Origin of the sequence: Streptomyces sp. NPDC048191 (assembly GCF_040652655.1) — a bacterium.
Lineage (GTDB): Bacteria > Actinomycetota > Actinomycetes > Streptomycetales > Streptomycetaceae > Streptomyces.
In genome coordinates, this window is record NZ_JBEZMO010000002.1 from 480,847 (window position 1) to 494,637 (window position 13,791).

At 71.8% G+C, this 13,791-nt stretch carries 15 protein-coding genes; 10 read left to right on the top strand and 5 right to left on the bottom strand.

Annotated elements, in window-relative coordinates; genetic code table 11:
* Positions 1-177 precede the first annotated feature (177 nt).
* The gene (locus tag AB0D93_RS05225; protein ID WP_362113184.1) at positions 178-1,362 is read left to right on the top strand and encodes a MarP family serine protease; all 1,185 of its coding nucleotides are present in this window, start codon (positions 178-180) and stop codon (positions 1,360-1,362) included.
* Between the two features lie 3 nt (positions 1,363-1,365).
* Here AB0D93_RS05225 and AB0D93_RS05230 read toward each other — a convergent pair whose 3' ends face one another.
* Entirely contained in the window at positions 1,366-1,845 is a 480-nt protein-coding gene (locus AB0D93_RS05230) for a GNAT family N-acetyltransferase (RefSeq protein WP_362113187.1), read from the bottom strand.
* Positions 1,846-1,910: 65 nt separating this feature from the next.
* On the opposite strand from AB0D93_RS05230, the gene AB0D93_RS05235 reads away from it, so the two are divergent.
* Entirely contained in the window at positions 1,911-2,804 is an 894-nt protein-coding gene (locus AB0D93_RS05235; RefSeq protein ID WP_362113190.1) for a TIGR01777 family oxidoreductase, read from the top strand.
* Positions 2,805-2,999: 195 nt separating this feature from the next.
* Complete coding sequence (locus AB0D93_RS05240) at positions 3,000-4,364, top strand: NAD(P)/FAD-dependent oxidoreductase (protein WP_362113193.1); 1,365 nt, start codon at positions 3,000-3,002, stop codon at positions 4,362-4,364.
* Positions 4,365-4,380: 16 nt separating this feature from the next.
* Here the strand turns inward: AB0D93_RS05240 and AB0D93_RS05245 are convergent, their stop codons facing one another.
* Entirely contained in the window at positions 4,381-5,844 is a 1,464-nt protein-coding gene (locus AB0D93_RS05245; protein WP_362113196.1) for a regulator, read from the bottom strand.
* A 248-nt stretch (positions 5,845-6,092) separates the two neighbouring features.
* Between AB0D93_RS05245 and lipB the strand changes: the two genes are divergently transcribed.
* The 4 genes from lipB (at position 6,093) to AB0D93_RS05265 (ending at position 9,171) form a co-directional block, all read left to right on the top strand.
* The gene (lipB, locus tag AB0D93_RS05250) at positions 6,093-6,890 is read left to right on the top strand and encodes a lipoyl(octanoyl) transferase LipB (RefSeq protein ID WP_362113199.1); all 798 of its coding nucleotides are present in this window, start codon (positions 6,093-6,095) and stop codon (positions 6,888-6,890) included.
* Between the two features lie 118 nt (positions 6,891-7,008).
* Positions 7,009-7,974: a lipoyl synthase gene (lipA, locus tag AB0D93_RS05255; RefSeq protein WP_362113202.1), complete on the top strand. Its 966-nt coding sequence runs from the start codon at positions 7,009-7,011 to the stop codon at positions 7,972-7,974.
* 229 nt (positions 7,975-8,203) lie between these two features.
* Positions 8,204-8,401, top strand: a complete 198-nt coding sequence (locus AB0D93_RS05260) for a hypothetical protein (protein WP_208901281.1) — start codon at positions 8,204-8,206, stop codon at positions 8,399-8,401.
* A gap of 80 nt (positions 8,402-8,481) precedes the next feature.
* Positions 8,482-9,171, top strand: coding sequence for a DUF4191 domain-containing protein (locus AB0D93_RS05265; protein ID WP_362113205.1), 690 nt, complete (start codon positions 8,482-8,484; stop codon positions 9,169-9,171).
* A gap of 55 nt (positions 9,172-9,226) precedes the next feature.
* Here AB0D93_RS05265 and AB0D93_RS05270 read toward each other — a convergent pair whose 3' ends face one another.
* Together AB0D93_RS05270 and AB0D93_RS05275 are read right to left on the bottom strand one after the other, a co-directional pair.
* Positions 9,227-9,727, bottom strand: coding sequence for a flavin reductase family protein (locus tag AB0D93_RS05270; RefSeq protein WP_362113208.1), 501 nt, complete (start codon positions 9,725-9,727; stop codon positions 9,227-9,229).
* Positions 9,728-9,809: 82 nt separating this feature from the next.
* A complete protein-coding gene (locus AB0D93_RS05275; protein WP_362113211.1) occupies positions 9,810-10,280 on the bottom strand; it encodes an RDD family protein in 471 nt (156 codons plus the stop codon).
* A 209-nt stretch (positions 10,281-10,489) separates the two neighbouring features.
* On the opposite strand from AB0D93_RS05275, the gene glnA reads away from it, so the two are divergent.
* Entirely contained in the window at positions 10,490-11,899 is a 1,410-nt protein-coding gene (gene glnA / locus AB0D93_RS05280) for a type I glutamate--ammonia ligase (RefSeq protein ID WP_361256400.1), read from the top strand.
* Positions 11,900-12,063: 164 nt separating this feature from the next.
* Here the strand turns inward: glnA and AB0D93_RS05285 are convergent, their stop codons facing one another.
* On the bottom strand, positions 12,064-12,696 hold the full coding sequence (locus AB0D93_RS05285; protein WP_362113214.1) for a type III effector protein: 633 nt from the start codon (positions 12,694-12,696) through the stop codon (positions 12,064-12,066).
* 127 nt (positions 12,697-12,823) lie between these two features.
* On the opposite strand from AB0D93_RS05285, the gene AB0D93_RS05290 reads away from it, so the two are divergent.
* Both AB0D93_RS05290 and AB0D93_RS05295 read left to right on the top strand, forming a co-directional pair.
* Positions 12,824-13,255: an Hsp20/alpha crystallin family protein gene (locus AB0D93_RS05290; RefSeq protein ID WP_362113217.1), complete on the top strand. Its 432-nt coding sequence runs from the start codon at positions 12,824-12,826 to the stop codon at positions 13,253-13,255.
* Between the two features lie 100 nt (positions 13,256-13,355).
* Positions 13,356-13,751 (top strand): DUF2267 domain-containing protein, encoded by a 396-nt coding sequence (locus tag AB0D93_RS05295; protein WP_362113220.1) that lies wholly within the window; start codon positions 13,356-13,358, stop codon positions 13,749-13,751.
* Positions 13,752-13,791 lie beyond the last annotated feature (40 nt).

Sequence of the window (13,791 nt, forward strand, 5' to 3'; positions counted from 1 at the left end):
CACCGCGCCCGCGATGTGCGCTCTGCCACCTGGCGGAACCATCGTCCCGGTCCGGGACGTTTCTGGGGGTACACACATACGTGGCCGGTTCGCTCTCCGATGACCGGTCCCGTATGCGGTGAATGATCGCCGGGCCCGTCCCGTCCGTACTGAGGGGTCCGAGAGAAAGGCGGCTCCGTGGACCTGCTCGACCTGGTGCTTGCGCTGGTGATACTCGTCTACGCGGTGTCCGGTTACCGGCGTGGGCTGGTGGCCGGCTGTGTCTCGCTGGCCGGTTTCGTCGGCGGTGCCGTCGTCGGCGTCTGGTTGCTGCCCTGGGTGACAGGCATGGTGGAACGGGGTTCGGCGCAGGCGACGATGCTCGCGGTCGCGACGGTGCTGATGCCGGCCGTGATGGGGCACGAACTGGCGGGCCGGCTGGCGCTGCAGCTGCGCGGGGAGCTGGACCGGGGCCCGCTGCGGGTGCTGGACGGGGCCGGCGGCGCGGCGGCGAACTCGATCGCGGTGCTGATCGTGGCCTGGGTCGCGGCGAGCGTGCTCGGCGCGGCCCCCTCCCAGGCGCTGACCACGCAGATACGGAACTCGACGCTGCTGGGCGCGGTCCAGCAGGCGATGCCGGACACGACGCCCGCGTGGTTCTCGCGGGCCACGTCGGCGCTGGCCGAGGCGGGCTTCCCGCAGGTCTTCAACCCGTTCGAGAACGAGTCGACGGCCCGGGTCGCCCGCCCCTCCGGCGACAGCGTCACACCGGCCGCGACCCGCGCCGCGAAGCTGAGCACGGTCAAGATCGAGGGCGTCTCGGGCAACGAGGGCCGCGAGGGCAGCGGTTTCGTCTACGCCGCACAGCACGTGATGACCAACGCGCACGTGGTGGCGGGCATCGACCGTCCGAGCGTACGGGTGGGCGGTGTCGGGCAGTCGTACGAGGCCCGGGTGGTGCTCTTCGACCCCGACCGGGACGTGGCGGTGCTGTACGTGCCGCAGCTGCACGCCCCGGTGCTGCGCTTCGACACCGGCGCGCGCCGCGGGGACTCGGCGGTGGTCGCGGGCTATCCGCAGGACGGCGACCTGAACCTGCAGGCGGCGACGGTGGCGAGCCGGCTGGAGGCGACCGGGCAGAACATCTACAACGACGCCGCGGTCACCCGGGACATCTACTCGATCCGGTCCACGGTCGAGCCGGGCAACTCCGGCGGCCCGCTGCTGACCACGGACGGCAGGGTGTTCGGGATGGTCTTCGCGCGCTCCACCTCCGACACCGAGACGGGATACGTGCTGACGGCGAAGGAGGTGGCGGGCGACGCGCGGCGCGCGGTCACGGCGACGGCTCCGGTGGACACGGGCGAGCTGGTCAGCTCCTGACGGTCACAGGCGCCGACCCATCAGCACGTCATCGACGTAGGCGCCGTCGAGCAGGAACTCCTCCGGCTGCACCCCCTCGACGACGAACCCCTCGGACTCGTACAGCGCCCGGGCCGGGGCGTTGTGCCCGAGCACGCGCAGGCTCAGCCGCCGTGCACCGCGTCCGCGCGCCTCCTCGACGGCGGCCCTGACCAACGCGCGCCCGACGCCCCGCCCGCGCGCCTCCTCGGTGACGGCGAGGCCCTGGATCTGCAGGACGTGCGTGTTGGAGGCGAGCGGGGTCGGGCGGGCGAGGCGGACGTAGCCGAGGATGCGACCGCCGGCCTCGGCGACCAGATAGTCCTCCGGGAGGTGGCGCTCGTCGAAGAACGGCCCCTGCGGCGGGGGTGAGACGGCGTGCAGGGTGGACCATGTGGCGCGGTCGAGGAGCGCGAGGCCCTCCTCGTCGTCGGCCGCGGCGGTGCGTATGTACGGATCCGGCATGACGATCACCCTACGGCGGGCCGTCGCGGCGCCCCACGGGGTTTCCGGGCGGGCATGCTGGGGCCATGGAGCGTATGCGAATCGCCGTTGCCGGCGCGTCCGGGCTCATCGGCAGCGCCCTGGTGCGGTCCCTGACCGCGGACGGGCACGAGGTCGTACGACTGGTGCGCCGCGCGGCCGCGGGCCCGGGCGAGGTCTGCTGGGACCCCGAGGGGCAGTACGTCGACGCCGCCGGGCTGACCGGCTGTGCCGCGGTGGTGAACCTGGCCGGGGCGGGCATCGGCGACCGGCGCTGGACGCCGTCGTACAAGCGGCTGCTGCGGGACAGCCGGGTGCTGGGCACGGCCGCGCTGGCGGAGGCGGTGGCCGCGCTGCCCGAGCCGCCGCGGGTCTTCGTCAGCGGCAGCGCGATCGGCATCTACGGCGACACCGGTGACCGGGTCTCGGACGAGGACACACCGCCGGGCGACGGCTTCCTGCCCTCGCTGTGCGTGGAGTGGGAGGAGGCGGCGGCGCCCGCGCGGGAGGCGGGCGTGCGGACGGTGTTCCCGCGCACGGGGCTGGTGGTGGCACGCGGCGGCGGGGCGTGGGGGCGGCTGTTCCCGCTGTTCCGGGCCGGGCTCGGGGGGCGGCTGGGCGACGGGCGGCAGTACTGGTCCTACATCGCGCTGCACGACGAGGTGGCCGCGATCCGGCATCTCATCGACGACGACACCCTGTCCGGACCGTTCAACCTCACGGCCCCCCAGCCGCTGACGAACCGTGAGATCACCGCGGCGATGGCCCGGGTGCTGCACCGCCCGGCCCCGTTCGCGGTGCCGGCACCGGTGCTGCGGGCGGTGCTGGGTGAGCTGGCCGGGGATGTGCTGGGCAGCCAACGGGTGGTGCCCAAGCGGCTGTTGGAGTCGGGGTTCCGGTTCGCGTTCCCGGGGATCGAGGATGCCGTCCGGGCGGCCTGACCTCCGCGCCCGGCAGACACAGGAGATGTCCTGCGACCTCTTGTGACCGTATGCGACCTCCATGCGACCGTGCCCTGTTGATGCGCGACTGTTCGCGACCGATCACGGCCCTACCCTCAAGCCGAACTCGGGTATCCCTGGAGCCTGTTGGGGGCATGACGTCTCCACCGGCCGCGCAACCACAGGAGGGGCCTCGTGCTTGAGCCCGCGTACCAGGTGGACGTCGTCATCGTGGGAGCCGGAATCGCCGGACTCTCGGCGGCTCATCGGCTGACCAGCGCAGGAATATCGACCGCAGTCCTCGAGGCCGCCCCGTGTGCCGGCGGCCGCATGTCGACCGAGAAGGTCGACGGCTTCCGGCTCGACCGCATCGGACAGTTGCTGTCCACGTCCTACCCCGAACTCCGCACGACCCCGGGCCTCGACGCCCTCGTCCTGCGCACCTTCGCCCCGGGCGTCCTGCTGCACCGCGACGGACGCACCCAGCGCGCGGGCGCACCGGCGGGCGGAGGGAGCACAAGGGGCGCACTCCATGTGGTGCGCGCCCTCGCAAGCGCCCCCAGGGGACCGGCGGCCACCCCCGGCCGGTCCGGCACGCCGGTGGGCGGCGCGGTCGACCAGGCCCGCCTCGGCGCCGCCCTGGGCCGGATCGCCGCCACCCCGGTGGAGCGCATCCTGGCCCGCCCCGAGATGCCGGCCGGCCAGGCCCTCGCCCAGCGGGGGCTGCCGCCGCGCACGATCGACGGCTTCCTGCGCCCGCTGCTGGCCACGCTGCTGTGCGACCCCGGGCTCACCACCTCCAGCCGGTGCGCCGACCTCGCGCTGCGCGCCTTCGCGAGCGGACGGCTGTGCGTGCCGGAGGGCGGCGCGGACGTGCTGCCGGACCTGCTGGCGCGGGCGCTGCCGTCCGGCACCGTCCACACCGGGGTGCGGGTCACCTCGGTGTCCACGACCTCGGTGACCACCGCCGAGCACGGCGAGATCCGCTGCCGGGCGGTGCTGCTGGCGACGGACGCACGGGCGGCGGCGGAACTGCTGCCGGGCCTCAGGGTGCCGGACTTCCACCCGGTGACCGTGGTCCACCACACCACCGACGAACCTGCGGCCGCCTTCTCGACGGGCACCTCGCTGCTGCTGGACGCGGACCGCGGCGGCCCGGTGGCCCACACGGCCGTGCTCAGCAACGTCGACCCGAGCCGGGCGCCGGTCGGCCGGGTGCTGATCTCCTCGACGGTACTGGGCACCCCGCCCGAGGGCGTCGACACCGCGGTCCGCATCCACCTCTCCCGGCTCTACCGCACCTCGACCCGCCGCTGGGAGACGCTGGCCGTCCACCACACCCCCGAGGCGGTCCCGGCGATGCGCCCTCCGCACGACCTGCGCCGCCCGGTCCGCCTCCTGGCCGGCCTCTACGTCTGCGGCGACCACCGGGACACCAGCACGGTCCAGGGCGCGCTGCACTCCGCCCACCGGGCCGCGGCGGCGATCCTGGCGGACCTGGGCGCGGCGGGTTCGATGCACCGCGCGGACCCGGCGCCCACCGTGCCGAGGGCGGCGTGAACGCGCCGCCGGGCATCTAGCCCAGGGCCGCCACCTTCTCCCGGTAGCCCCGCACCGGTGCCGCGTCCCGGTACGGTTCCAGTCGGCGTTCGAATTCCTTGACGTACTCGATCGCGCGAGCGCTCCGCATCTCCGCGGCCTGCCCGGCGGCCTCCGCGGCCAGGACGCACGCCTGGTCGAGTTCGCCGAGGCCGAGGCGGGCCGTGGCGAGGACGACCCGGCAGAAGAGGCGGCTGCGGGCGTAGGACGGCGCGCGGAGCTGCAGGGAGCGCTCGGCGTGCTGGGCGGCGGCCCGGAACTGCTGCAGGTCCCGGTGGCAGTGCCCGAACTCGTCGGCGAGCTGGGCCTCGTCGAAGAACTTGGCCCAGTACGGCACGTCGTCCCCGGGCCGGGCCGCCTCCAGCGCGCGCTCGGCCCGCACGAGCGCGGCCGTGCACGCCCGCACCTCCCCGAGCACGCCGTGCGCCCTCGCCTCGGAGGCGTGCAGGAGCGCCTGCACGACCGGCGGGCCACCCGTACCCGCCCCCTGCTGGGCGACCCGGGCCAGCTGGACGGCCTCCCTGCCGTGGCCCAGATAGACGGCCTGGCGGCTCATGGTGACCAGGACGTACGACCCGTACGACCGGTCGCCGGCCGCCTGGGCGAGCCGCAGGGCCTGCACGAAGTAGCGCTGGGCGAGTCCGTGCGCGGCGATGTCGTACGACGTCCAGCCCGCGAGCCGGGTCAGGTCGGCGGCGGCGCCGAACAGCCGGCGTCCGGTCTGCTCGTCGTAGGAGCCGCGGAGCATCGGCTCGCACTCGTGCTCCAGGTAGCGCACGAGGGCCTGCCGGGCGTGGCCGCCGCCGTAGCGGTCGTCGAGGGTGCGGAACAGCTCACCGACCGAGCGCAGCGCGTTGATGTCGCCGCCCGTGACCTTGTGGCCGGGGGCGCGGTCGGCGTGCCCGCGGGACCGGGGCGGGACGGCGAGCACCGCCCGGCCCTGGGGTTTGGCCGCGCGGCCCTGCGGGGGCACCCGGGGTGCGGGTTCGCGGGCCACCTTGTCGTCGGGCTTGCCGATCAGCCAGTCCCGGCTGGGCACCACGAGTCCCGCCGGGGTGAACGCGATCTTGCGCAGCTCGGCGTGGCTGCCGGAGTCCTTGCGCCACAGGCCGCTGACGATGTCGACCGCCTCCTCCGGGGTGGCCGCGAACTCCAGCCCGGCGTAGACCGGAGCGCACGCGTCCAGGCCGAGGTCCTGGGCCGTGAGCCGGCGCCCGAGGCGGCGGGTGAAGACCTCGGCGATGAGGGCGGGCGTCGTCCCCCGCGGCTGCTGTCCGCGCAGCCAGCGGGTGACCGAGGTCTTGTCGTATCTGAGGTCCAGCCCGTGCTCCAGGCCGAGCTGGTCGACGCGACGGGCCAGACCCGCGTTGGAGAACCCCGCTTCTGCGATGAGCGCGGCGAGCTGGCGGTTGGGGGTGCGCTGCGCGGGTCGGTCCGTCATCTGCGGTGCGGTCTCCTGCCTTCCGGGCTTCTGAAGTGCCCGGTTTGCCGTTGAGCAGCCCTTATGGCCTCCATGAACGGCGCGAATGTAGCGGAGGGTGAGCAGGCGATCGCACATTCCGCCAGGCATTCATCCGATCGTGTGAGGAACGCCCGCAGGGCTGACGTACGTCGGACGGACGTACAGTGGCGTGGGCGCGTTACGTGCCTGACACACCGATTGCTCGGTCGCTGAGGGAGGCGCTTGCCGTGAGTGAGTTGCGGTTCGTCCGCATGGGGTTCGGTGCGGATGCCGTCGATTACCAGGAGGCCTGGGACGAGCAGCGCCGGGTGCACGCGGCCCGGTTCGCCGACGAGGTCCCGGACACGGTGATCCTCCTGGAACACCCCCCGGTGTACACGGCCGGCCGCCGTACCGAGGGCAGCGAGCGCCCGCTGGACGGCACCCCGGTCATCGACGTGGACCGCGGCGGCAAGATCACCTGGCACGGCCCGGGCCAGCTGGTGGGCTACCCGATCCAGAAGCTCCCGCGCCCGGTGGACGTGGTCGCGCACGTACGGCGCCTGGAGGAGGCGCTCATCCGCACGTGCGCCGAGTTCGGCCTGGAGACCACCCGGGTCGAGGGCCGCAGCGGGGTGTGGGTGCTCGGCGACCCGGTGGAGCAGCGGCCCGCGCTCGGGGGGCTCTCCCTGGACTTCGACCCGCGGCTGCAGGACGAGGAGTTCGACCCCCGCCTCAACGGCCCCGAGTACGCCCCCTCCAACGCCGGCCAGCGCCGCGAGGACCGCAAGATCGCCCAGATCGGCATCCGGGTGGCCAAGGGCGTCACCATGCACGGCTTCTCGTTCAACGTGAACCCCGACATGAAGTGGTTCGACCGGATCATCCCGTGCGGGATCCGGGACGCGGGCGTCGCCTCCCTCGCGGCCGAGCTGGGCCGGGACGTCACCATCGAGGAGGTCCTGCCGGTGGCCGAGAAACACCTGAAGGACATCCTGGAGAACGCGGTGCTCAAGCCCCGGGTGATCGAGAAGGCGTCCGCCTGAGCCGCCCGGCCACGGGGGAATGCGCCCTGCGTCCGTGAGGTTGATCTCACCGGCAGGGCGCAGTGAACACGGGCGTACCCTGGTGTGCGCCGAAGAATCAAAGCTTAGGGAGCCGGTCGTGTCCGCAGTCGCACCCGACGGACGCAAGATGCTGCGCCTGGAGGTCCGCAACAGCCAGACCCCCATCGAGCGCAAGCCCGAGTGGATCAAGACCCGGGCGAAAATGGGCCCCGAGTACACGAAGATGCAGAACCTCGTGAAGAGCGAGGGCCTGCACACGGTCTGCCAGGAAGCCGGCTGCCCGAACATCTACGAGTGCTGGGAGGACCGCGAGGCGACCTTCCTCATCGGCGGCGACCAGTGCACCCGGCGCTGCGACTTCTGCCAGATCGACACCGGCAAGCCCGAGGCCCTCGACCGCGACGAGCCGCGCCGCGTCGGCGAGTCCGTGGTCACGATGGACCTGAACTACGCCACCATCACCGGCGTCGCCCGCGACGACCTGGAGGACGGCGGCGCCTGGCTGTACGCCGAGACCGTGCGCGAGATCCACCGGCAGACGGCGGAGCGCGAGGGCGGCCGGACGAAGGTCGAGCTGCTGGCCCCCGACTTCAACGCGGTCCCGGAGCAGCTGGCGGAGGTCTTCTCCGCGCGGCCCGAGGTCTTCGCGCACAACGTCGAGACGGTCCCGCGGATCTTCAAGCGCATCCGCCCCGGCTTCCGCTACGAGCGCTCCCTGAAGGTCATCACGCAGGCCCGCGACCACGGCCTGGTGACCAAGTCCAACCTGATCCTCGGCATGGGCGAGACCCGTGAGGAGGTCAGCGAGGCGCTCCAGCAGCTGCACGAGGCCGGCTGCGAGCTGATCACCATCACCCAGTACCTGCGCCCCTCCGTCCGGCACCACCCCGTCGAGCGCTGGGTCAAGCCGCAGGAGTTCGTGGAGCTGAAGGAGGAGGCCGAGCAGATCGGCTTCTCCGGGGTGATGTCGGGTCCGCTGGTGCGGTCCTCGTACCGGGCCGGGCGCCTGTACCAGATGGCGGTCGAGAAGCGCGGGGCCTACATCGCGGCCCAGGCTGTCTGAGCCCAGTGTGTGAATTCGCGCACAAGTAATTACTGGCCAGTAATGGCCGAGTCGACGCGGTCCTGACCGTCCTCGCTGATGAGGGCGGGCCTCAGGGCCGCGTCGGCGTTCCAGCGCCCTGCATCAAGGCTTCATTGGCGTTTGACCGCTCGGACACGCCCTGGTAACACCAATCAGTGACTCTGGTATCACGCCTCGTACACCACCAGCTCCGAGGGGGACCTCGATCATGCAGGCCGCGCCCGTACGCGCCACCGCCATCCCGTCCTTCACCGACGCCCTGCGCGCCGTCGAGTCCCTGCTCATGAGCGGCGGTCAGCGCACCGCCCGGCGCAACGCGTGGACCTCCGTACTGGAGGACCGCCGGCGTGCCAAGGACCGGGTGGAGGCGCAGCGTTTCCTGGAGCAGGCCGCCGGCCGCTCCTGACCACCTCCCGAGCCTCTTCGGCACCTTCCTCCCGGGCACTGCCGTCGTCCGCACTCCCGGGGCCACGTAGACTTCGTGACATGGCGAGGAAGGAAACCGCGGCGGACGCCGCGAACGCAGGGCGACTGAAGCAGATCGCTCTCACGTACAAGATGACCCGCGAGGTCGACAAGAAGATCGGTCTTGTTCTCGGGGCCGTCGGCATCGGCATTCTCGTTGTCTTCCTCGCGATCGGCTTTCTGCTCGGCCACCCGGTCTACCTGGGCATCTTCGGCCTGCTGATCGCCCTGCTGGCGTCGGCGATCGTGTTCGGCCGCCGGGCCGAGCGCGCCGCCTTCGGTCAGATGGAGGGCCAGCCGGGCGCCGCGGCCGCCGTACTGGACAACATCGGCCGGGGCTGGACGACGACACCGGCGGTGGCGATGAACCGCAGCCAGGACGTGGTGCACCGGGCCGTCGGGAAGGCCGGCATCGTGCTGGTCGCCGAGGGCAACCCGAACCGGGTGAAGGGCCTGCTGGCCGCCGAGAAGAAGAAGATGAACCGCATCGTCGCGGACGTCCCCGTGCACGACGTGATCGTCGGCAGGGGCGAGGACCAGGTCGAGCTGAAGAAGCTGCGCACGACCCTGCTGAAGTTCCCGCGCGTGCTGACGGGCCCCCAGGTGACGGCCACCAACGACCGGCTGCGCGCCATGGGCGACCTGATGAGCAACATGCCGCTGCCGAAGGGCCCCATGCCCAAGGGCATGCGGATGCCGAAGGGCCGCTGAGCCCCGTAGGCCGTCGGACGCCGCCCGGACCCGCGGGCCCGAGTCTCGCGGGTCCTCAGGTGAGGGTCCGGAACTTACGGTCGCAGTAGACCATCGGGGTCCCCTCGCCCAGCCGCACTCCCGTTACCCGGCCGACCAGGATCGTGTGATCCCCGGCCGGGTAACGCGCGTACGCGGCACAGTCCAGCTGGACGGGTGCCTGGTGCACCGCCGGCAGCCCGGCGGGGCTCGGCCGCAGCAGGGCGTCGGAGAACTTGTCCGCGCCCTTGGTGGCGAAGAGCAGGGCCAGCGGCTGGTGCTCCGGGGCCAGCACGCTCACCACGAAGTGGTCGCAGGACGCGAAGACCGCCGCCGAGTCGGCCGCGTCCGCGAGGCACACCAGCACCAGTGGGGGCTCCAGGGAGACGGAACAGAAGGAGCTGGCGGTGAAACCGCGCGGCGTGCCGTCCTCGCAGCGGGCGGTCACCACCACCACGCCCGACGGAAAGCGTGCCATGGCGTCCCGGAACTCCTCGGGCGTCACCTCGGCCGCCATCACATCCTGAGCATCGGTCATACCGCGACGATGCCGTCGGCGGTATGACGGGGCAACCGGATGGGGGGCATCTGGACCATTGCCGGGCGCGGCGGCACGGGGGTCAGACCCGGACCTCCACGGTCTTCGCCAGCCGGTCGTGCAGCCCGCGCCCGTCGCGGTCCCAGACCAGTGCCGGGACGGCGAGGCACAGCAGGACCGTGCGGAGCAGGGAGCGCAGCGGGTTGACCGTGCCGGTCTCCAGGGCGACCACCCGGATGCCGAACAGCCGCTTGCCCGGGGTGAAGCCGATCGTGCCGACGGTCAGGACGCTCATGACGAAGAAGACGCCGAGTGCCCAATTGCTCGTCGCAGGCACCCGATAGCCGTTCGTGATCAGGCCGTATGCGATCAGAACGCACAGTGCCCAGTCCACGGCCAGGGCGCCGAGCCGCCGGCCGGGCCGGGCGACGGAATTCGGCCCCTCCTCCGGGAGGCCGAGCTGCTCACCGCGGTAGCCGAAGTCGGCACCGGCCTCTTCCATGGCCGCGCGGGGCCCGGAGAGCCACGATCCCATTGCCTGCCTGTTGTCCACCCGTCCACGGTACTGCCCCGGTTTCGGACGCTGTGCCGAGGGGTGTGTCGGGGCTACGGTGGACACGTGGCCGGTTAACTTCTGCGAAACAAACGGGTCACGCCCGAGAAATCACCCGTCCCTAGGGTCGAGACCAGCGTGTGCCACCGCACTGGCCGCACGAACGATCTACCACCCCGGCGAGGACGGTCGGGAGTAGGAGGAGCTGGATGTTCCAGAACGCCGACGAGGCCAAGAAGTTCATCGCGGACGAGGACGTCAAGTTCATCGACGTCCGTTTCTGCGACCTGCCGGGCGTCATGCAGCACTTCACGGTGCCCGTTGAGGCGTTCGACCCGGACGAGGAGCTGGCCTTCGACGGATCCTCGATCCGCGGCTTCCAGGCCATTCACGAGTCCGACATGGCCCTGCGCGCCGACCTGTCCACCTCCCGGGTGGACCCGTTCCGCCGGGACAAGACCCTCAACATCAACTTCTTCATCCACGACCCGATCACGGGCGAGCAGTACTCCCGTGACCCGCGCAACGTGGCGAAGAAGGCCGAGGCCTACCTCGCGTCGACCGGTATCGCGGACACCGCCTACTTTGGTCCCGAGGCCGAGTTCTACGTCTTCGACAGCGTGCGTTTCGCCACGTCCGCGAACGAGTCCTTCTACCACATCGACTCCGAGGCCGGCGCCTGGAACACCGGTGCGGTGGAGAACAACCGCGGCTACAAGGTCCGCTACAAGGGCGGCTACTTCCCTGTCGCTCCGGTCGACCACTTCGCCGACCTGCGCGCCGAGATCTCCCTGGAGCTGGAGAAGTCCGGCCTGAAGGTCGAGCGTCAGCACCACGAGGTGGGCACCGCCGGCCAGGCGGAGATCAACTACAAGTTCAACACCCTGCTCGCCGCCGCCGACGACCTGCAGCTCTTCAAGTACATCGTGAAGAACGTGGCCTGGCGCAACGGCAAGACCGCGACCTTCATGCCGAAGCCGATCTTCGGCGACAACGGCTCGGGCATGCACGTGCACCAGTCGCTGTGGAGCAACGGCGACCCGCTGTTCTACGACGAGGCCGGTTACGCGGGCCTGTCGGACACCGCCCGCTACTACATCGGCGGCATCCTCCGGCACGCCCCGTCGCTGCTGGCCTTCACCAACCCGACGGTCAACTCGTACCACCGCCTGGTGCCGGGCTTCGAGGCGCCGATCAACCTGGTGTACTCGCAGCGCAACCGCTCCGCGGCCATGCGTATCCCGATCACCGGCTCCAACCCGAAGGCCAAGCGCGTCGAGTTCCGCGCGCCCGACTCCTCCGGCAACCCGTACCTGGCCTTCTCCGCCCTGCTGCTCGCGGGCCTGGACGGCATCAAGAACAAGATCGAGCCGGCCGAGCCGATCGACAAGGACCTGTACGAGCTGGCTCCCGAGGAGCACGCGAACGTCGCCCAGGTCCCGACGTCGCTGCCGGCCGTCCTCGACTCGCTCGAGGCCGACCACGAGTTCCTCCTCCAGGGCGACGTCTTCACGCCGGACCTGATCGAGACGTGGATCGACTTCAAGCGCACCAACGAGATCGCGCCGCTGCAGCTGCGTCCGCACCCGCACGAGTTCGAGCTGTACTTCGACGTGTGATATCGCCCCAGGTCAGAGCGGGTAACCGCGCTCCTGGGCCGTGTGTGGGCCGTCGGCCGGCCCTCCCAACGTGGGAGGGCCGGCCGACGGCTTTTCGGCTCCGGCTGCCGGGGCCGGCAGGCTGCGCCGTCCGGTCGCTCGTGGAATGCCTCGGGCGAGCAGGGTCAGGGGGGTGTGAGGGTGTCGAGCCGGGCGGCGAGGTCGGGGTGGGCGGCGGCCAGGTGGGGGCGGGCAGCCGCCAGGGGGGCGATGAGGCCGGCGGGGTCGTCGTGGGCGAGGGCCGCGTGGAGCTCACCGAGCGGGCGGCGGGCGGCCGGGGGGAGGTCGGTGAGGGCGGTGATCTGGCCGGCGAGGCGGCGCAGGTCAGCGGCGTTGGCGCGGGCCCACGTGGCGGTGGTGCGTTCGGCAGCCCGGGCCTGGCGGGTGGCCGTGACCCGTTGCTCACCGGTGGTCCCGGCCGGGCCGGGACGGCCGCGCAGATAGCGCCGCTCGGCGGCCTGGCGGCTGGCGACGCCAAGGGGATGGGCGAGGTCCGCCCAACTGGCTCCCGCGTCCCGGGCCGTTTCGATCAGGCCGGTCTCCCACCCGGCGAGCTGCTCGCGCACCTGCCGCAGGAGCATCAGGGAGGCCAGCGCCTGCTCGGCGCTGGGCCCGGGCGCATCCGGTGTGTCCGGGGACTCTCGCTGGGCGTCGCGCAGGGCGTCGTCTATGGCGTCAAGAGCCGCCGCCGCGGCGAGGAATGACGCCGGGCTGGGGGCGTTCGTACTGGTCGTGGGCGGTTGGTCGGCTGCGGTCACGGGCACCTCCCTCTGCTTGTCATCACATGGACGACATCGTGTTTGTCATCCATTGGATGACATGTTACAACGGTGTCAGTGAGGCGCATTGGCAGCAACTGCCTGAACCGCTGGAGGTGTTTTCACGATGTTGATGCGCACTGACCCCTTCCGTGAGCTGGACCGGCTGGCGCAGCAGCTGATGGGCCCGGGCACCTGGTCCCGCCCGTCGGCGATGCCGATGGACGCCTACCGCGAGGGCGACGAGTACGTGGTGGCCTTCGACCTTCCGGGCGTCCCCACGGACGCGATCGACATCGACGTCGAGCGGAACATGCTCACCGTCAAGGCCGAGCGGCGGCCGGTGGCGAAGGCCGACGACGTGCAGATGGAGCTGTCCGAGCGGCCGCTGGGCGTCTTCTCCCGTCAGATCGTGCTCGCCGACACCCTCGACACCGAGCACATCAAGGCCGACTACGACGCGGGCGTGCTCACCCTGCGCATCCCGATCGCCGAGCGCGCCAAGCCCCGCAAGATCTCCATCGGCGTCGGCTCCGGTCGCAAGGAGATCTCCGGCTGACACCGGCCGGACGGGTGCGGAGGACGGGCACCTGATCTCCCCCTCACCCCGCCCTCCGCGCCCCTCTCGGGCAAGCCGAAGAAGAGGGGTGACGGCTGAGATGACTCTGCGACGCGAAGCGTTCCTCGGCCACGTGACCGAACGCGGCGAGTACGACACTCCGGAGGAAGCCGAGCGCGCGGCCCGTGTGGTACTCGCCCTGCTCGGCGCGCATCTGGTCGGCGACGTCCGCGCCCGGCTGGCGGCGTGCCTGCCTGAGGCGTTCGCCTTGATCCTGCTCAACCCGCTGCAGAGCGCCGAGCCGCTGTCCCCGGAGCGGTTCGTCCGCGCAACCGCCGCGTGGATCGAGGGCGCCACCGAGCAGACCGCGGCCTGGGACGTCAGCGCCGTGCTGTCCACCGTCGCCGACGCCGCCGGCGAGGACCTGATGGGCCAGATCCTGCTCCAGCTCCCCGCCGGCTACGACCTGCTCTTCGGTCGCCCCCAGCCCACCTGACCATCCCGGACACCGGTGCCCGAACACCGGCCACAGCGAG